This window comes from Pseudomonas sp. H1_F01, from assembly GCF_054681425.1.
The window spans coordinates 6053459-6072849 of record NZ_CP162823.1 but is presented as its reverse complement, the minus strand read 5'-3'; the positions used below and the strand labels follow the sequence as shown (position 1 = coordinate 6072849).

Annotated in this window: 11 protein-coding genes; 8 read left to right on the top strand and 3 right to left on the bottom strand. The window is 61.6% G+C overall.

Translation table 11 applies throughout. The features are described 5' to 3' along the window. Positions 1–192 precede the first annotated feature (192 nt). The 5 genes from cobG (at position 193) to AB4O09_RS27370 (ending at position 12152) form a co-directional block, all read left to right on the top strand. Positions 193–1542 (top strand): precorrin-3B synthase, encoded by a 1350-nt coding sequence (cobG, locus tag AB4O09_RS27390; RefSeq protein ID WP_460107747.1) that lies wholly within the window; start codon positions 193–195, stop codon positions 1540–1542. Continuing rightward, a complete protein-coding gene (locus AB4O09_RS27385; RefSeq protein WP_003197389.1) occupies positions 1535–2161 on the top strand; it encodes a precorrin-8X methylmutase in 627 nt (208 codons plus the stop codon). The genes cobG and AB4O09_RS27385 overlap by 8 nt, the downstream gene beginning before the upstream one ends. Continuing rightward, positions 2161–2892, top strand: coding sequence for a precorrin-2 C(20)-methyltransferase (locus tag AB4O09_RS27380; RefSeq protein ID WP_060613225.1), 732 nt, complete (start codon positions 2161–2163; stop codon positions 2890–2892). The genes AB4O09_RS27385 and AB4O09_RS27380 overlap by 1 nt, the downstream gene beginning before the upstream one ends. Beyond that, the gene (gene cobJ / locus AB4O09_RS27375; protein ID WP_100263859.1) at positions 2892–4592 is read left to right on the top strand and encodes a precorrin-3B C(17)-methyltransferase; all 1701 of its coding nucleotides are present in this window, start codon (positions 2892–2894) and stop codon (positions 4590–4592) included. Before AB4O09_RS27380 ends, cobJ begins: the two co-directional genes overlap by 1 nt. Positions 4593–5069: 477 nt before the next feature. Beyond that, a complete protein-coding gene (locus tag AB4O09_RS27370) occupies positions 5070–12152 on the top strand; it encodes a TcdA/TcdB catalytic glycosyltransferase domain-containing protein (RefSeq protein WP_258636630.1) in 7083 nt (2360 codons plus the stop codon). On the opposite strand, the gene AB4O09_RS27365 is transcribed toward AB4O09_RS27370, so the two are convergent. After that, positions 12137–12733: a MarC family protein gene (locus AB4O09_RS27365; RefSeq protein WP_003186248.1), complete on the bottom strand. Its 597-nt coding sequence runs from the start codon at positions 12731–12733 to the stop codon at positions 12137–12139. The two genes, AB4O09_RS27370 and AB4O09_RS27365, sit on opposite strands and share 16 nt — an antisense overlap. Positions 12734–12978: 245 nt before the next feature. On the opposite strand from AB4O09_RS27365, the gene AB4O09_RS27360 reads away from it, so the two are divergent. From AB4O09_RS27360 to AB4O09_RS27350, 3 genes are read left to right on the top strand one after another with little or no spacing between them, the layout of a single operon-like run. Then, the gene (locus AB4O09_RS27360; RefSeq protein ID WP_003197396.1) at positions 12979–13755 is read left to right on the top strand and encodes a hypothetical protein; all 777 of its coding nucleotides are present in this window, start codon (positions 12979–12981) and stop codon (positions 13753–13755) included. A gap of 57 nt (positions 13756–13812) precedes the next feature. Then, on the top strand, positions 13813–14541 hold the full coding sequence (locus AB4O09_RS27355) for a hypothetical protein (RefSeq protein ID WP_038855989.1): 729 nt from the start codon (positions 13813–13815) through the stop codon (positions 14539–14541). Then, positions 14538–15173, top strand: a complete 636-nt coding sequence (locus AB4O09_RS27350) for a hypothetical protein (RefSeq protein ID WP_013692159.1) — start codon at positions 14538–14540, stop codon at positions 15171–15173. Before AB4O09_RS27355 ends, AB4O09_RS27350 begins: the two co-directional genes overlap by 4 nt. A gap of 29 nt (positions 15174–15202) precedes the next feature. Here the strand turns inward: AB4O09_RS27350 and AB4O09_RS27345 are convergent, their stop codons facing one another. Both AB4O09_RS27345 and purD read right to left on the bottom strand, forming a co-directional pair. Then, on the bottom strand, positions 15203–17977 hold the full coding sequence (locus tag AB4O09_RS27345) for a hybrid sensor histidine kinase/response regulator (protein ID WP_003197403.1): 2775 nt from the start codon (positions 17975–17977) through the stop codon (positions 15203–15205). Positions 17978–18076: 99 nt separating this feature from the next. Further along, a complete protein-coding gene (gene purD / locus AB4O09_RS27340; protein ID WP_003197406.1) occupies positions 18077–19372 on the bottom strand; it encodes a phosphoribosylamine--glycine ligase in 1296 nt (431 codons plus the stop codon). Positions 19373–19391: the final 19 nt, after the last annotated feature.

Genomic DNA, 19391 nt, shown 5'->3' with positions numbered 1-19391 from the left:
CATCATACCGTGCCCCGGCGGATCAGGCGCCTGGCGCAACATCCTCTTCACAGCCAGACCGCTATCGCGAGCAAGCTCGCTCCCACAGTTTGGAATGGGGGCGTTCGGAAATTGTGTGTCCGCCGTCAGCAATCCGACCGGCAAGTTTTTCATGACCCCCGGCAAAGCAGGCATAATGGCGGTCCTTCGCCGATGTGGCGTTTCTTATTTGTCGGTTTTCCCTTGAACGAACGTCCATCCTCCAGCGTCGTACGCCCCTCCGGTTGCCCGGGGTTGCTGCGTGTCGTCCAGGCGCTGGACGGTGGGATCTGTCGGATCAAGCTCGATGGCGGTTCCATCCAGGCGGATCAGACCGAAGTCGTGGCGTCGGTGGCCGAGCGGTTCGCCGGGGGCGTGATCGAGGCGACCAACCGGGCCAACCTGCAAATCCGTGGGATCGGTCCCGGGCACGACGCGCTGATCCAGCCATTGCTGGCCGCCGGGCTTGGCCCGCGCAAGCCGGCCGGCGATGACGTGCGCAACCTGATGCTCAGCCCCGCGGCCGGGATCGATCGGCAGATGCTGTTCGACACCCGGCCGTTGGCGGCGCAGATCCTCTTCACCCTGCAAACCCACGAACGCTTCCCTGAGTTGTCGGCCAAGTTCGCCGTGCAACTGGACGGTGGCGAAGCGTTGGCGATGCTCGAACATCACCACGACCTGTGGCTGTCGGCCCTGGTCCGTGATGGCGAGCCTTGGCTGGCCTTCGGCTTGGCCGGTTCCCCATTGGATAAACCGGCGGGCAGGGTGCCCCTGGCCCAGGGGCATGCCTTGGTGGTGGCGGTGCTGGAGCTGTTCCTCGACCTGGCGCGCCCGGACCAGATCCGCATGCGCCACTTGCTGGCTGAAATTCCCACCGATGAATTCATGAGCCGATTGGCCCGCCGCGTGCCGCTGCAAGCTTGCCTGGATTGGCAGCGGGACGGCTCCATCGACGGACTGCACATCGGCGTTCATCCCCAGCACGACGACCGCGTCTACGTCGGCGCGGCGGCGCCTCTTGGTCGACTCGACGCCCGCATGCTGCGGGGGGCGGCGCAATTGGCGCGGGAGAAGGGCGACGCAAGCCTTCGTTTCACCCCTTGGCAAAGCCTGCTGCTGCCCAACGTGCGCAGCGAGGACGCCGACGAAGTGCTGGCGCGGCTTGAGGGGTTGGGCCTGTTGTGCTCGGTCGATCAGCCCCTGGCACAACTCATTGCCTGCACCGGCTCCAGTGGCTGCGGTAAAGCCCTGGCCGACACCAAGGCCGACGCCCACCAACTGGCCGAGCTGCTGCAACGCCAGGGCCAGACCCTGAAAGTCCATCTGTCGGGCTGCCCGCGTTCCTGCGCGGCAGCCCATATCGCGCCCGCCACCCTGCTGGCGGTCGCCCCCGGTCGTTACGACCTGTATTTCCGCGATGCCACGCTGCCGGGTTTCGGCGCGTTGCAGGCACACAATCTGACTATTGAAGCGCTCGGCCACTGGCTCGACGCTCGCCCCCGGAGCCCCCTTGATGCTTGATTACATCCGCGACGGTCAGGAGATCTATCGCAACTCCTTCGCGATCATCCGCGCCGAAGCCAACCTGGCGCGCATTCCGGCCGACCTGGAAAAACTCGCGGTGCGGGTGATCCACGCCTGCGGCATGGTCGAGGCCATCGATGGCTTGCAGTTTTCCGAGGGCGCGGGCACGGCCGGGCGCCAGGCGCTGGCCGCCGGGGCGCCGATCCTGTGCGATGCGCGGATGGTCTCCGAAGGCGTGACCCGGGCTCGCCTGCCAGCCAACAATCCGGTGATTTGCACCTTGCGCGACGAAAGCGTGCCGGCGTTGGCCCTGGAACTGGGCAACACCCGTTCGGCGGCGGCGCTGGAGCTGTGGCGCCCGCACCTGGAAGGCAGCGTCGTGGTCATCGGCAACGCGCCGACCGCGCTGTTCTACCTGCTGGAGATGCTCGATGCCGGCGCGCCGAAACCGGCACTGATCCTCGGTTTCCCGGTGGGCTTCGTCGGTGCTGCCGAGTCCAAGGCGATGCTGGCGGCCAACAGCCGCGGCGTGCCGTTCGTGATCATGCAAGGCCGCCTGGGCGGTAGCGCCATGGCCGCCGCCGCCGTCAACGCCCTCGCTACGGAGATTGAATGATGCAGCAGCCTGGACGTCTGATCGGCCTCGGCGTGGGCCCCGGTGACCCGGAACTGATTACGGTCAAGGCCCTGCGCCTGCTGCGCGAATCGCCCGTGGTGGCGTACTTCGTGGCCAAGGGCAAGAAGGGCAACGCCTTCGGCATCATCGAGGCCCATTTGCAGGATGCGCAAACCTTACTGCCGCTGGTCTACCCGGTCACCACCGAAGCGCTGCCGGCGCCGCTTTCCTATGAACAGGTGATCGCCGACTTCTACGACACCGCCGCCGGACAGTTGGCCGTGCACCTGGATGCCGGTCGTGATGTGGCGGTGATCTGCGAGGGCGATCCGTTTTTCTACGGCTCCTACATGTACCTGCACGATCGCCTGGCCGAGCACTATGAGGCCGAGGTCATTCCCGGGGTGTGCTCGATGCTGGGCGGGGCCTCGGTGCTCGGTGCGCCGCTGGTCTATCGCAACCAGAGCCTGTCGGTGCTCTCCGGCGTCTTGCCCCACGACGATCTCAAGCGTCGCCTGGCCGACGCCGATGCGGCGGTGATCATGAAGCTGGGGCGCAATTTCCCCAAGGTTCGCCAAGTGCTGCAGGAATTGGGCATGGACGCACGGGCGCTGTACGTCGAGCGGGCGACCATGGCCAACCAGAAAATCGTGCCATTGGATGAAGTCGAGCCGATGTCTTCGCCGTACTTCTCGCTGATCATTGTCCCGGGCGAACGGTGGCAGGGTTGATGACTTCTACCGCGCCGGCCATCGTCATCCTCGGCCCGGGCAGCCTCGCCACGGCCCGGCGGATCCAGCAACGCTATCCCGATGCCTTGATCCACGGCCTGGCCGCAAGGGTCGAGGGCGTGGATCGCCAATACCTCGAGTTCGGCGCGACGTTGCGCGAGCTCTACCAACTGAACACACCGATCATCGCCCTGTGCGCGGCCGGCATCGTCATCCGCACCCTGGCGCCGCTGTTGCTGGAAAAAGGCGCCGAGCCGCCGGTACTGGCGGTGGCCGAGGATGGCAGCGCCGTGGTGCCGCTGCTGGGCGGTCTGGGCGGGGTCAACGTCATGGCCCGGGACATCGCGGCAACGCTGCAAGTGGCGCCGGCGATCACCACCAGCGGCGAATTGCGTTTCGGCACCTGCCTGCTCAATCCGCCAAGCGGCTACAGCCTCGGCGACCTGGAGCAGGGCAAGCGCTTCGTCTCCGACCTGTTGGCCGGTGAACCGGTGCGCATCGAAGGCGCGGCGCCATGGCTGGATCAGGCGCAGTTGCCGCAAGACCCGCAGGCGCGGCGCACGATCCACGTCGGCCATGCGGAGCGTGACGCGAGCACTCACGAACTGTTGATTTATCCGCGCAGTGTCGCGGTGGTGGTGAGCGCCGAGGTGGCTGATCTGCCGGGTGCCATTCGTGCCGCTTTGCAGCAAGCGAAAGTAGCGCTTCAGAGCCTGGCGTGCCTGGTGGCGGCGGATACGCTGATGGCCAGTGTGGCCTTGCGTGAAGCGGCGCTGGAACTCGGGGTGGCGCTGCGCTTTGTGGTGATGACCGGCGATGCCGCCACCTTGGCACGCAGTTCGGTGCCGGCGGTGAACATCCTTTCGGCGACTGACAACCTGGCCATCGCCGTTGCCGCGCAACCCTTGGAGGTGGCCCAAATCGGTCGCCCGCGCGGACGCCTGGCGGTGATCGGCCTGGGGCCGGGCGCGGCCGAACTGATGGTGCCGGCGGTGAAAGCCGAACTGGCGCGGGCCACCGATGTGCTCGGCTACGAAACCTATGTGCGCATGGCCGGCCCGTTTCGCGACGATCAAGTGCTGCACTGCACCGACAACCGCGAAGAAATGCAGCGTGCGCGACACGCCTTTGAATTGGCTGCGCAAGGCCGTTCGGTGATCGTGGTGTCGTCCGGCGACCCGGGTGTATTCGCCATGGCGGCGGCGGTGCTTGAAGCGTTGCACGAGTCCAGCGATCCGGCCTGGCATCAGGTTGACCTGGAGATCCTGCCCGGTGTGTCCGCCTCCCTCGCCACCGCCGCCCAGGCCGGTGCGCCGTTGGGGCATGACTTCTGCGTGATGTCGCTGTCGGACAATCTCAAGCCATGGTCGATCATCGAGAAGCGCCTGGATCTGGCGGCCGAAGCCGACCTGGCGTTGGCTTTCTACAACCCGATTTCCCGTGCGCGGCCGTGGCAATTGGGGCGTGCGCTGGAGATCGTCGGCCAGCACCGCACGCCGGAGACGCCGGTGGTGTTGGGGCGTGACATCGGTCGTCCGGGCCAGACCCTGCGTGTCACCACGTTGGGGCAACTCACGGCCGAGCAGGTGGATATGCGCACCATGGTCCTGATCGGCTCCTCCACGACCTGTGTGTTCCCGCGCGCATCGGGTGGAAACTGGGTGTATACGCCACGCTGGTATGGGCTCAAGCCGGCCTGAGTCGCAACACAGTTCCATTGTGGCGAGGGAGCTTGCTCCCGCTGGGCGTAGGAGCTGCCGAAGGCTGCGATCTTTTGATCTTTCGCTTGAGACTCAAGTGGCTGGGGAAAGATCGCAGCCTCGTTGCACTCGACAGCTCCTGCACAGCTCCTGCTCGCAGCCCAGCGAGAGCAATCTCTGGCCCCGTTTTCGTTTCTTTCGTCTTGTTTTTCGCCTGTTAAATGAAAGAGCAATTTGTTGTCTTGATCCTCCTTTGTAATGCATTGAAAGCCTTCCCGTTTGAACTGCCGGGTGCTAAGCGTTAGTTTGCGCGCCTGATAAGTTTCCGGTGTGCGCTTGTCAGTGCTTGGCATAGGCTTTAGTTGTCGCCAAGTTAAAAAATATCAATGGAATGAACGTTCGCCAGAGCACCTTCTGGCGACAATGCTTTTATATGCCTGTTCTTTTTCTAGCGGACAGGCCGGGAGTGTCTTTTTTATGCAGGAAGCAAACGTCCAGACGCGTGATGGTGCGCTCGGATTCATCAGCCTTTTCAAACTGGCCGACCTCGAAAGGGCATTGCTGCCCTACAAAAACAATGAACAATATGACGCGGTCATCCGTTATTACTTTGCCTGTATCGGTATGCCGGATTCCCACAGGCTGCTCGAGCCGCTGGGGCTCTTGAAACAGACGCTCGCCCAGGTCCTGGGCAGCCGCAGGGTGAAGCGCAGCCTGGAGGGGCGTACGTCCGGCCCTGGCGAGACAGCGATGGATCTGCCGCGAATCTATGACAAAGTCGAACGTCATGAAGCACGCCTTCAGTTCAGCACCGAACAGATGAAGCGAGTGCCAACGGAGGTGCCCAAGACGTTGCACTTTGTCTGGCTCGGCGGCGGGCTTGGCAACATTCAGCGCGACTATCTAAATGTGTGGAAAGAAGTGTTGGCCAGGCAGGGTTATAGCCTGAATCTCTGGTATGACAGCGATGCGCTACTGGCCTGGCAAACCAACAGGTTGATTGTCGAAGCCGCCAAGACCGATGTTTTTCTACAAGGGGTTGATGAGCGTATCTCCGAAGTTGAATTGGGCGGCTTATACAACGAGCGGACCATTGTTCTGAAACAACAGATGCATGCACATATCAGTGCGGCAGTGGTGGGCGGAGGGTCAGCCGACGAGGCCCGAATGGATTTATTGTCCCGCGCCTACGGCCAGGATGTGCAAGTACTGCGCAAACAGTTGGAAGACAATCGTCGCAGTGTCTTGGATATGGACGGTTTCAAGTTGCGTGACATCGCGACAGGGGACGTTTCGTTGCAGTTGCAGGATGTCTATGAGCGGGAGATGTGTTTGCGCGGCAATATGGCGGCGGCGTCTGATGTTGTGCGCGCCGAGGTCCTGTATGCCGAAGGCGGTAGCTATACCGATGTCGACCACCTTCCGCCGTTGTCGCAAACCCTCGGCGCTGTTGATATCAGCGGTTTTGACCGTAATGCCCGCCTTGGAGTCCTGCAACTGCTGCTGAACAACAACCCCGAATGGATGCCGGGTCGCCAAGCCTCTTCCAGCCATTACACACACATTGGCGCCGAGTATTTTCCAGCGCTGCAAGCCTTCGCGCAAAGCCGGCCAAGCCTGAGCGAGGTCTTCGCGCAACCGGCGGATCGGCTTGCGCGTCCCTTCGCGCTGCGGGCCTTGGCCATGCAGCAATCGTTATCCAATGCGTTTCTGATGGCCCATCCGGGCTGTGCGGTTCTCAACAGTGTGATCGAGCGTTTGCGCGCCAACTACGCGTTGATCGATGCTTCGACCCGGTTGGCCGCTCAGCGCGATATTGCGTTGAGTGATGTTGCTGGCATGTTGAGGCTGGTGGAGGAAGTGTTCGAAAAAACCAATGGACCGCTGACTGGACTGTCGATGGAAGACGTGCCGAGAGCGATAGCGCTGATTACGGCCATCGCGACCCACTTTGGCGATGGTATTCGGTTCGAAAGCGAGGGCACCATCTACCTGACGGGGCCCGGCGCCATGCGCGATGGCATGGTCGACTATGCGAAAGCGCACTTGGGCGCCGCCATTGCCGAGAGCCTGAGCAAAGAGGCGGCCATTGCGCCCAATGGGACGGTGAACGGTGCCACCGAAGAGGAGCAGGATCACTCCTGGAAAGAAAATGAGACCGATCACGAGAAATGGGTCAGCAACGAACAGACGAGTTGGCGTGAGGGGCTGTACTCCACGCGCTACAGCGGTGATATGGCGCAGTTGCTCAAGCACTCGACCATCGAGTTCCAACAGGGCTGGCCGCTGATCGAAGGGCGAGCGGTGCTGCTGACCGATGTGCTGGAGCAATTGGTCGAGGGGCTCGGCGAGCCGTTCATCGAGGCGATGAGCCAGGGGCATGACGGTGAAATCCGCTTCGAGAAACCACTGCCGCTGAGTTTCGATGATCGCCAGCGTATCCGGCATCAGGCTGCCGATGCGCTGGTTCCGGTATTCCTGAGCGATGCAAGGATGCAAAACCTGGGGATCGATGAAGTGCTGATCGATATCGCCAGTGGCGCCCGCCGTCTCATCGAAGCCAGCCCTTTGCAAAGGGTGTCGCTGGGCCTGCTGCTAGGCTTGGATGCGCTGGATAACCAGCGTTTCAACGCGGCCACCAGTGAGCTGGAGAACCTGGCCAACAGCGTTGCCGAGCAGGGCGTGTCCGGCCGTTATGCAGTCATCGAGCGGCAATTGTTCAAGCGCAAGGCGGCCGGATTCATGGACGGCCTGTCGAGCGATCCGGCGTATGCGCCGATGCCGTCCGACAGCACGCTGGACCTGAAGAAAGCGGCCTTGAAAGAGGCGCGAACGCTGTTCCAGTGGGGCCGCCATGTTGCACGGATCCAGAAAGCGGCGACCCTTGAACATCGTGTCCAGATCGTTGAACGCTCCGCGCAGGTGCTGGATGGCTTCGGTCACAACGGCGTCCAGATGGTCCCCCAGGATTTGCTGCTCGGCAGCGATGGCGAGACGATTGGTGGGCGTTGCTATCCGTTGGCGCTGGCGATGAGCGCGGCGCTGGCCCAGGGCGATGTAGCCTCCGGGCAGTTGCGCGAGCGTTTCTTCCTGACGGTGCTCGAACCCGGGCAAGCCGACTCCCAGGCCTTTCTGCAAACCCTGGAAGCCCTGCGAGACGTGTCGCTGGGTGACGTTGGCACGCGGCTTGGCCAGGCCGACCTGGATCAGGTCACGGCCGCACTCGAAAGACACGCCGCCCCCCGTACGCTGATGCTCAACTCGGACAACCATTCGATGCTGGTGGCCAAGACCGTCAGCGGGGAACGCGCCACCTATCATTTTTTCGACCCGAACTTTGGCCTGTGCAAATTCGACCATCCGGACGGGCTGCAACGTGCGCTGGAGCACTTTTTCCAGACCGAGGGCATGGCCCGCTATTACGCTGCCTATGGTTCTGAAGCGCGACCGCAATTCGATCTGATCGACCTGCACAGCGCCAAGATCTCGGCCTTGGAGCTTTCTGACGGATTCACGGTGGAGCACCTGCTCAAGCCCGATCCTTTGCCAGGAAAACCGGCACTTGCGATTCGCCAGCGCCTGAACCGTGCCTACGGAAGGTCCCTGGTCGACAATTCGCACCTGGGCAGTAGCTTGCTGGCGCTGGACAGCCATTGGTGGGGACAGCAGATCGCCCAGGCAACGGTCGATTTGCAGGCGCTGAATGACTCGCCGACGCCGCTGGTGCCCTTGTTCGATACGCTGGAGATCACGCCCGAAGGCCAATACCGAGTGAGCCTGATCGATCCCGCGCAACCGCAACAGCAGGTCTGGGTGCTCAGTGACGATCATCGCCTGTTACGCATCAAGAACTGGCTGTCGGAACAGTTTTCGACCCTGGCGCGCCAACCTGTGCAGAGCGGTGGTGTCGTGGATCCGACCGAGGCCGGCAGCGTCCATACCCTAAACGCTGGCTTCACCATCCAGGCCTTGATGAACGCCTTGCGCGGGCGCGAAGGGGATGACCGAACGTTGACCACCGCCGTGCGCCTGCATGCCTACGTCAACTATGCGCAGTTGGTGCACGGCAATGTCATGGACGTGACGGGGTTGGTGCAGTTGGCCCGCACCGCCCTGGCGGAAGAACGGCTCATTGCCCGCACGTGTGCGCCGGTCGTTGGCCAGGCGCTGGGGCATGCGGCTAACGAGGGCGTCGGCGCGGTGTTGGGGCTGGCCAATGTCGGCTTTGATATCTATCAACTGAAGACGGCGCAAACCGGCATCGAGAAAGCGCAGTTCGGTACCCAGCTGACATTCGACTCTGCCAGCCTGGCCTTGACGGCGGGCGGTGTTGGCGCGGGGTTGGCCGGGGCGTCGACCGCCGCGGCGGTGCTCGGCGGTGCGGGTGTGATTCTTGGTGGGGTGGCGGTCGGGGTGGCCGCCCTGGCCCAGGGATTCGCCAGCATCGCGCAGCAGGCGCGGGACGTCGGTCAGTTTTTCGATGAGCTGGAGCAGGCCTATCGTGGTGACGGCTACTGCTACGATCACACGCTGGCCGCGTGGGTGGCACGGCCTTCACTGATCGTCAGAAGCATTGACCTGGAGGAGGGGACGTTGCAGCTCGACAGTCCAAAGCTGTATCCCCTGCATGATCATTTCGGTGTGCCGGGCTTCGATCCCGATGAGGCGCGGGCGATCGACATCCGTCGAGAACTGGGGCTGCCTGGACGGATCGGATTCGTCCCGCCGGCAGGACAACCCATCGTGCTGCCCTGCACGCCGCAAACCACTTACGGCTATGAATACAAGGCGCTGCCCTTTGCCCGCTGGCGGCATGATCGCGGCTTCGACACGGCCCGGCGGCTGGAGAAAAGGCAAGCGGACGGGACCTGGCTGTTTTTGTTCTCGTTCTATTCGTTTCCGTCCGACTACATTCTCAATCGCCTGAGTCCGGTGTACGGCGAAACGGTCATCCGGGTGTACCTGGATGCAGTAGAGCGGACACTGGTGGTTCCCGTGATGCCGGAAGCCTGGCAAGGCAAGTTGTCCTATTGGCTCCGAGGGGCCGACTCGCGTTGTACCGTGACGCTCAATCCCGGGGTCGATATCAGCCTTGTCTCACCGAACCTCATGTATTGCCGCTGGGTGTTGCAGGCCTCCTGGGCCAATGACCGGGATATCCGGATCGAGCCTTCCGGCGAGCTGTACATCGGCACCGTTCATGTGAGCCGTGTCGGCCAGCAGGAGGTGCTGATTCGCACGGCCGACCAGCTGTTCAGAGTCCCCCAGGGTAAACGCCAGCTGGATATCCTCGAACAGACGGCGCCGGAAGGGCTCGATGAACAGGCGCTGCTTGACCACTACAAGGGCCTGGCGCGCGAGCATCGATTGGCGCTGCCGTATACGCCGGTCCATCACTATCTGATCCCGTTCGAGGATCCCCGGCAACCGCGCTACACCACGGCCTGGTATGACGCGGGCGAGGACCGCTTTCTCTACATTCGTGACGACCTGGCCGTGCTCGGTGAGCCGCAGCTGTCGGTCGTCATGGGTGAGTCCGCCTATTTCTACGATCCCGACGGGTTCCAGATCTGGCAGACGGATTGCGCCACGGGTTTGCTCAAGTGTCGCTACCTGTTACTGCTTCAAGAGGGGCAAAGCACGATTCGCAGCCTGGAAGCGGATGCGCAAGGGGTGATTCATGTCGTGCAGGAATACGTCCTCGACAACCAAACCGTCCGGCAATATCGCTACCTGATTCATGACAGCCAATTGCTGTTGAGTTCCGTCACCTACGACACGGCGCCGCAACTGCAGGCGCTGCTGTTGACCAGCGATACCCTGGCCGGGTGGTCGTCCGTACTGGGCGACTTTCTGCGGCTGCCCCTCGGGCCTTCGCATAACGGGGCGACGACCGTCGATTGGCAGCCGGCTTCGTACGTTTCGATCTGCTGGACGATTGCGCCCGATTCCCGAGACCTGGCATGGGTACGCCGCAGCGATCGACGTCTGATCCTGGCGCCACCCGCCAGGCATCATTTCCGTGGCTGGGATGACTCGATCAAGAACCTGGACGGGCTGATGCTATTGCCCATGGCCGACGACAGCGAGGTGTTCTTCGTTTACCAGCGAGTCACCGCCAACCAGACGCTCTGCCGACTGCAACGCAACGTGAACGACGGCAAGGCGCAATGGACCCGGCAATGGGTGCAGCCGGAGGGGCTCAAGCAGATCCTGGCCGTCGACGGGGGGTATGTGGCGCTCGATGAAAACGGGCTGTTTTTCAACCTGGGCGCGCAAGAAACGTTGCAGTTTGCCGGCGTGAGCGAACAGTGGCTCAAGGGGCGTAGTCGGTGGTGGCAGGCGCTTGAGCCGTTGGCCAAGCGTTACCCGGGCAGGGATTTTGCCATTGCCGGTCTGCGCAATGTCGCTGGTGACGGCAACCTGTGTGCCTGGTACGTGAATAACCGCTTGCTGTTGTGCGATCCGGGACTCGACAAGGAAGTTCGCTTGCTCGGCATGACGCCCGATAATCAGTCGGTCTGGCTGTTCGATCGGTCGAGTGGTGAAGTATTGAGCCAGGCATTCTTCGACCCGCAGCGGCTTGACCAGGCTTTCGGCGCCGGCTCGCAATTGCTGGCGGGCGACAGCCTGCCGACGTATCAGCGGGAGTGGGCGAGCTGGCGCTTCGCCGATGTCACGCTCGAAGGCAGCGGCTTGCGCGGGATAAGCGTGGACGGCCTGTCGCTGGCGCTGCGTCATCAGGAAGCGGGGACCATCACTGGGGTCAATCACGACTGGGTGAGCGCCCAGGGCGAACACCTGATCGAAGCTCTCCAGCGGTTGCTGGAGCAAGCGCAGCATACCGAGTTCGTGTCGGTGGAATCCGAGCCTGGGAGCCTGCAATGGTATGACGTGCAAAGTGCCCGGCTGCTGCGGGTGACCGGCAAGAACCTGCCCAGGAACTTTACCCTGCTCGGCACTCAGGCTCAGGTCAACGTGCTGCTGCACAAGCATCAGGATGGGCGGGTGCTCATCTATCCCGACAAGCGCAGCATCGGGCCGTTCGATTATGTCCAGCGCAACGCCCAGGTGCTGGTCGTCGAAGGGGCGAAGGTCGGCCGCGATCTCCTGCCGCTGATCCCCGATGAGGTCAATACGTTGATTCTGCGCTTGGGCCAGGGCGCGGTGACGTGTCATTTGACGAAGAAGGAGTGGCTGAAACTGGACTCGGTCATTGTCGACTGTCGACATGCCCTGGATGAACCACCCGCCATGGCAAGCACATTGATCTGGGCATTCGATGAGCCTGGAAAACTCGTGTTCGAGATCGTCCAGGCGCATCTGGTCATTGTCGATCCGGACAGTGAACACTGCCTGATCCTGCGTGATGTGTGTTCCGCCGACCCGCTCTTGCGCGGTGAAATATGCCTGGGCTTCAACGCTGCGCATGCCCGCCCGGTGTCGACATTCGTGGCACGGCTACGGGACCTGGGTGGGGTTGGCAGTGCAACCCTGAAAGAGCTGCTGGCGCCGGCGCCGGTCGAAGGCCAGGTGGTCCCCCTTCAGGGCACCAGGTAGCCCTTCACCCCGGTAAAAATAATCTGCGCCGCCAAGGCGCAGACAAACAACCCCATCAGGCGGCTGACGATCTGCAAGCCCTGGTCGCCCAGGATCCGTTCGATACGGCTGGACAGGTAGAGCACGACGCCGACGGTGAAGCTCGCCAGGGCGATGCTGATGATGGCCATGAGTTTGTCGTCCCAGTGCGGCTGGCTCACGCCCATCACCAGCAGGGCACCGATGGTGCCGGGGCCGACGGTCAATGGAATGGTCAGCGGGACGATGGTCACGTCCTGCTGCACGTTGTCGGTCTGTACGGCCGACTTGCCCTGGGCCATGCCCAGTGCCGAAATGAACAGCACACTGCCGGCGCCGATACGGAAGGCGTCCACGGTGATGCCGAACACGCTGAAAATCACCCGCCCGAACAAATAGAGCAACACGCTGGAGACCAGCGTCGCGGTCGCGACTTTCCAGGCCAGGCGGCGTTGTTCCTTGCGCGAATAGCCGCGAGTCAGCCCGATAAAACACGACAGCACGAAGAAGGGGCTATAGAGCACCAGCATCTTGAGGTACACGCTGAATAGCACGTGGAGCATGGTTCAGACTCATTGCGAAAGACATCGCCGGAGTCTATCAGCCTCTGAATCGACTGTCGGCATTTGATTGGTTGAAGTGGAAAGGGTGGTGTTTTATTCGAGCGTTTTTTTGACTTTATTTGATGGCTGTTAATGGGCGGTTTTATTTTGAAGTTACAAGTAGAGAGTTGTTGAGTCTGGTTCGGTTGATTAATGTGGGGCTGCAAGTCATGGAGTGGCTTGCTTAATAATTTAAGGAGTAAGTGATGAGTTTTGAAATGTGTGATAGCGCTGTAGCCGCCTGTGTGGCGCGGTTGGAAAGTTATGATATTTACCCTGATGTCAGTCCTCGTTCGTTGTATGTGGGCGATGTTGAGCCACCGGCGAAGGGATCGGTTGTCGGTGAAGGCATCCTGGCGTTCGCCGGTGGTCTTTCTCCCCAGCATCAAGAGGATGCGCAGCATGCTTTTCTCTTTGCTTCCCTGGTCGCCAACAGGCAATACCCTCTCGAATCCCAAGGACGAGAGTGGTACTACAAGTTTGTTGAAGTCATGACGAACGCCGGTTGGGTCGCTACGCAGCGCTTCTATGATGACCTGAGCGTCGGCGGTAACACCGTGCGGATGGACAAGCTGGTGTTGGACATCCTCGCCTCCGTAGTGTCGGGTATTGCCCTCGGAAGCGCGACTTCGGCGTTGCTGTTGAGGGTCGTCGACAGTGCAATCACTGCCTTGCAGAAGAAGGAAGAGACCCTGACCCTTTTTGAGCGAAACCTGCTGGAACATGGGGTAGGCGGAATGGCAGCGGGTACCTGTGTCGAAATTGACGGTGAAGTCAGCATGATGCTTGGCACCGTGCGCTTTATCCGGCGCAACAGCGCAACCCAGGTCTTGTTTGCGGATTGGAATAGCCGCGAAGTGAAGTTATATAAAGGCGAGTCGGTTTTTCGAAAAGTTCCAAGTGTTGTCGAGCGAACTCGAGATATCATTATTGGGCGGCTGGGTAATCATGCCGTAAGCAAGATCGAAGAGTACGAAATCTAAGTTCTGTTTCAATGAGGCAATCGACTATCGGTTGCCTTTTTTTAGAAGGAGTCAGGTATGGATAAGGAATATTCGGTTTTTGTTAACGCTGCGGCGATTGTTTTAGCGCCCTGCGCACTACGGCGCACGGAAGTTGACGACCTGATGAATTCGGTCTTGCTCGCACAACTGGTTGCTGATAAGAGTCTGCAGCGTGCACCTGCGGTTGATTGGTACGCCACTTATTTGGAGGTCTTGAGTGTCGCCTGGATATCAGCTGCCAAAAGGCGAAAGGATCTGCAGCCGCAAAAAGAAGATACCCATTCGCCATTGGAGTGGGTGGCGGCCATCCCCTTGGATGATCAGGTGGATCAGCAACAGCGGATCATGGCGGTGATGGAGCGTATCGCAGCGTTACCCGGCTCGCTGCCTGCGATGGGGATTGTGCGCAAGCATGTGCAAAAACAATACGAGCCTGACGCGGCACAGAGCCCGTCATCTTCCAGCCCCGTGCGCTTGCTGGTGATCGTGGCGCAAAGCCCTGTTTCGATGGCTGGTGTCTATTTGCAATTCAACACAGCGAAAGTGATCGAGGCCAATCCTTGGAGGCAGTGCTTTGATGGCAAAGACATCGACGGTTGTGTGACGGCACGTTATTTCCGCACGCAACTGAGCGAAACATTGTTCGCGCCTGCCCGTGAGGTTATCGCCCGTAAGGTCGCGGCTGCCGTGGGTGACAACATTGTCGATATCACCAAGGCTATCGATGATTCAGGTGTTCTTCCTGCCGAAGAGGTCTGCAGATGAGGGGGCCGATTCCATCTGCCGCAGTCGTTGGCGGCAGTGTCGTTTCGTTCGCCGCCGGTCTACCTGCGTCCCATCGGGAAGATGTGTACTTGAGCACGATGTATGCGCAACGGGCCACCTGGTCAGCCTATCGCGACGGGTTGTCCGGTCACTGGTTCGACTATTTCTGCAGCCAGCTCAGATTCCTGGGCTGGGACGTACCGCGCCCGCAGACGCTGTCGACCATTGAAGGTCCGATGGGGGTGGGAGCGACACAACATATCGAGGCTCGTCTTGGCGAAGCTTTTCACGCCCCGGCCAGTGGTGCGTTGGTGGCATTGGAGAGCAATCCCAAAGCGCTAGAGCTGTTCGAATCAACCAGCCTGTCGCGCGACACAGGCATTTTCCAGATGATGCCCTGTGTGCCGAACGGCACCCATCGAATTGAAATGGGCGTTTATCACTGCCAGTTCCAGCTGCGTCGACAGGCGTCTCGATTCTTGTTCATCGAGCGAGGCGACTGGGTGCGCAACAGCGTCGAGCAAATGACCGTCATCAACTTCAATACGCTGTACTACGCCACCTTCAGGGAAAAGGTAAAACGTTCAGTGCTGTCCCAAGCGTCCACCTACCTCAGTGCCCTGGAACTCTGAAGCGTGTTTGCTCGCAGGCTTGGATCGGTTCAATAAGTCGATGCAGTCGGTTTTTGCTGATCGCGCTGGGCCACCCAGTGTTCGATCAGCTCACGCAGCTGCGACAGCTCCACCGGCTTGGCCATGTGACCGTCCATCCCGGCCTGGCGGGCGCGTTCCTTGTGCTCGGCCAGGATGTGCGCGGTGAGCGCCACCACGGGGGTGCGGGTGCGCTGGTTACCCATTTCCCAGGCACGCAATTGCTGGGTGGCGGAAAACCCATCGAGGATCGGCATTTCGCAGTCCATCAGGACCAGGTCGTAACGCTGCTCCTTCATGGCCTTGAGGGCTTCTTCGCCGTTGCTGGCGGTGTCGGGTTGCAGGTTGAGCTTGCCGAGCATGCCGCGGATGACCTTGGTGGAGATGCTGTTGTCCTCGGCCACCAGGATGCGGAAATCGCTCGGCACCTTCACCGGAATGGGAGGGCCGGCGTTTACCTGCACATTCGTTGCCTGGCCCCGGTTGCGCTGGTTCAGCTCGTCCGCCAGGGTGGTCTTGAGGGTATAACCGGCCACCGGTTTGGCGAGGATGCGCTTGACCCCGCTGTTGCGCGCCACGATCTTGCTCGGCGCGTTGCTGATACCGGTGAGCATGATCAACAGGATGTCGTGGTTCAGGCTCGGGTCTTCCTTGATCTTGGCCGCCAGTTGCATGCCGGTCATGCCCGGCATGTTCTGGTCCAGCAACACCACGTCGAAATAATCGCGCAGGTGCGCCTTGGTGCGCAGCAGCGCCAGGGCTTCCTTGCCCGATGGCACCGCACTGACGTTCAGGCCCCAGGCGCTGCACTGTTGCACCAGTACTTTGCGGCAGGTGTCGTTGTCGTCGACGATCAATACCCGCGCCCCTTGCAGCGGGCCATCGAGGTCGGAAGTTGGATGTTCGAGGCGATCCGGGTCCAGCGGCAAGGTCAGCCACAAGGTACTACCCTGGTTGCTACCGCTTTTGATACCGAATTCTCCGTGCATCAGGATGATCAACTGACGGGCGATGACCAGGCCCAGGTTGCCCCCCAGGCGCGTGGCCGACAGGAAATTCTTGCTGTGCAGTTCGGCGTGCATCAGCGTGTCGCGCTCTTCGGCGTCCATCGGCGTCCCGCTGTCCTGCACGGCGATGCGCAGGCGCGGCTGATTGCTGCGCTCGTCGAGGGCGACGACGATCAGCACTTCGCCCTCGTCGGTTTTCTTCAGGGCGTTTTCCAGCAGGCTCAGCAGCGCCTGGCGCAGCCGCGTAGGGTCACCGCTGATCACGCGCGGCACCTGGGGCTGGATGAAGCTGATCAGCTCGACATTCTGCTGTTCGGCCTTGGCACGGAAGATACTCAGGCAATCCTCGATCAGGGCATTGAGGTCGAACTGCACGTCGTCCAGTTCGATCTGCCCGGATTCGAGCCGGGAGATGTCGAGGATCTCGTTGATCAGGGTCAGCAGCTCATTGCCGGCGCTGTGGATCGTCTGCACGTAGTCGCGTTGCTTGACCGACAGCGGCGTACCCAGCAGCAGCTCGGTCATGCCCAGCACGCCGTTCATCGGGGTGCGGATCTCGTGGCTGATCTTGGCCAGGAACTCGGCCTTGGCATTGATCTCGGCATTGCTCGCCGCCAGGTCGCGGCTGATGCTGAACCGGCTTTCGTTGATCGAGCGCTGGCGCTCGCCCAGGGCGACACTCATCAACAGGCCGCTGATGCAGATGAAGATCAGCAGGGTGATGATCAGGCCTTGGGGAGGAACCTCCGTGAGCCCTTGCAGTGCCGGAAGGATGATCAACGTGCCCAGGTTGAAGACCACCATGGCCGCGACGAACAGCCGGGCCGGGCGGTAGCCCTTTTGCCAGTGCCAGGCGCTGACGAGCAGCATGCTCAGGCCGGCCAGGGCCACGAGGGCGTAGGTCATGATATTGAGCGGCAGCGTGTTGACGAACAACAGCAACAGGCTGCACAGCATGACGAGCACGATGTCCCCCAGCAGCAGCCGATTCAACGGGTGCGGCCCCAGGGGCGCAAAGAAACGGTAGGCGAACATCAGGCCGCAGGGCGCCGTCAGCAGCAAGGCCAGGTAGGCCCCGGGCGTCTGGACGGCTGGCCAGTCGGGCAGCCAGGGCCCGGCCAGGTTCAGCAACAGCGCCAGGCTGAGCATCAGCAACCCTTCACAGGCTGCCAGCCACAGGCAACTGCGTGAACGGGTGTAGGCATAGCGGGTGAGGTTGTGCAGGACCAGCATGGCGATGCAGCCGAACAGCAACCCGTAGATCAGCGTCTGGTTCTGATCGGCCGCAGCCACGACTGCCGATTGCAAGGTGATGTAGGGGCGCAGTTCATGGCGCGAGGACAGTCGCAGGTAGACGTCCAGCGATTTGTCGCTGCGTGGAAGGGGCAGCATGAAATCGCTGCTGGGTACCACCGGTTCGGTATGCGGCGTGGCATTGCCGCTGATTTGTTGGTCAACCAGGGCATCGCCGTCCAGCACATAGAGGTTCAGGCGTGACAGGTCGGGGGCGAAGATGCGCAGGATCTGTTCATGCCGGTCGGGGGCCAGGCGGAAACGCAACCACAATGCCCCGCCGGGCTCGGCGGCCTTGAGGCGGTCCAGGTCGATGGGGCTGAATTGATTGGTGTAGCGGGCAGAACGGATGTCGCTCAGCGTGAGGTCGCCCTGTTCGTCGAGCAATACCGCCCAGCCACTGCCTGGCGCGGCCTGGGCCGGGAGCATGCAGAGCATCGTCAGCAGGGTGACGGTAAGGCCTATGGCAATCCTGAGCCAGCGCACGGCGAAATCCCTTCGTAGGTTGATGCCAGATTATAACTATGCGCGGCGCCGGAACAGTCAGGCAAGGGCCGTAGACCCTTGCCTGGCTGAATGGCTGGGTTATTCCAGATTTTCGCCACGCTCGCGGGCAATGGCGCGGTAGCCAATGTCCTTGCGGTAGAAGCAACCTTCCCAGTCGATCTCGGCGGCAAGCTTGTAGGCCTGCTGCTGAGCTTCGTCGACACTGGCGCCCATGGCGGTGGCGCACAGCACACGACCACCGGCGGTGACCACTTGCCCATCCTTCAACGCCGTGCCTGCATGGAAGACCTTGCCTTCCAGGCGGGCTGCGGCGTCCAGGCCCTGGATCGCGCTACCTTTGGCGTAGTCGCCTGGGTAACCGCCAGCCGCCAATACGACACCGACGCTTGGGCGCGGATCCCACTGGGCTTCGACCTTGTCCAGTGCCTGGGCCAGTGCGGCCTCGACCAGCAGGACCAGGCTCGATTGCAGGCGCAGCATTACCGGCTGAGTCTCAGGATCGCCGAAACGGCAGTTGAATTCGATGACTTTTGGGTTACCAGCCTTGTCGATCATCAGGCCGGCATAGAGGAAACCGGTGTAGACGTTGCCTTCTTCGGCCATGCCACGCACGGTCGGCCAGATCACCAGGTCCATGACGCGCTGGTGCACTTGGGCAGTCACCACCGGGGCCGGGGAGTAGGCGCCCATGCCGCCGGTGTTCGGGCCGCTGTCGCCGTCGCCGACACGCTTGTGGTCCTGGCTGGTGGCCATTGGCAGGACGTTCTTGCCATCGACCATGACGATGAAGCTGGCTTCCTCGCCGTCGAGGAACTCTTCGATCACCACGCGGGAACCGGCGTCACCGAAGGCATTGCCGGCGAGCATGTCGCGCACGGCGTCTTCGGCTTCGGCCAGGGTCATGGCAACGATCACGCCTTTACCGGCCGCGAGGCCGTCGGCCTTGATCACGATCGGTGCGCCTTTCTCGCGCAGGTACGCCAGGGCCGGTTCGATTTCGGTGAAGTTCTGGTAGTCGGCGGTCGGGATCTTGTGACGCGCCAGGAAATCCTTGGTGAACGCTTTCGAGCCTTCCAGCTGCGCGGCACCGGCAGTCGGGCCGAAGCAGTCCAGGCCACGGGCGCGGAACAGATCGACCACGCCGGCGACCAGCGGCACTTCCGGGCCGACGATGGTCAGCGAGACGTTCTTCTCGGCGAAGTCGGCCAGTTGCTCCAGGGCCAGCACGTCGATGGCGACGTTTTCGCATTTGGCTTCGATGGCGGTGCCGGCATTGCCCGGTGCCACGAAAACCTTCTGCACACGTGGATCCTGGGCTACTTTCCAGGCCAGGGCGTGTTCGCGGCCACCGCTGCCAATGATCAAAACATTCATTTCAAAAACCTCGGATGAC

Coding starts and splice junctions, on each gene's coding strand:
- cobG (WP_460107747.1), top strand. CDS start 193: ATGTGGCGTTTCTTATTTGTCGGTTTTCCCTTGAACGAACGTCCATCC.
- AB4O09_RS27360 (WP_003197396.1), top strand. CDS start 12,979: ATGAGTTTTGAAATGTGTGATAGCGCTGTAGCCGCCTGTGTGGCGCGG.
- AB4O09_RS27355 (WP_038855989.1), top strand. CDS start 13,813: ATGGATAAGGAATATTCGGTTTTTGTTAACGCTGCGGCGATTGTTTTA.
- AB4O09_RS27370 (WP_258636630.1), top strand. CDS start 5,070: ATGCAGGAAGCAAACGTCCAGACGCGTGATGGTGCGCTCGGATTCATC.
- AB4O09_RS27350 (WP_013692159.1), top strand. CDS start 14,538: ATGAGGGGGCCGATTCCATCTGCCGCAGTCGTTGGCGGCAGTGTCGTT.
- AB4O09_RS27365 (WP_003186248.1), bottom strand. CDS start 12,733: ATGCTCCACGTGCTATTCAGCGTGTACCTCAAGATGCTGGTGCTCTAT.
- AB4O09_RS27385 (WP_003197389.1), top strand. CDS start 1,535: ATGCTTGATTACATCCGCGACGGTCAGGAGATCTATCGCAACTCCTTC.
- AB4O09_RS27380 (WP_060613225.1), top strand. CDS start 2,161: ATGCAGCAGCCTGGACGTCTGATCGGCCTCGGCGTGGGCCCCGGTGAC.
- cobJ (WP_100263859.1), top strand. CDS start 2,892: ATGACTTCTACCGCGCCGGCCATCGTCATCCTCGGCCCGGGCAGCCTC.
- purD (WP_003197406.1), bottom strand. CDS start 19,372: ATGAATGTTTTGATCATTGGCAGCGGTGGCCGCGAACACGCCCTGGCC.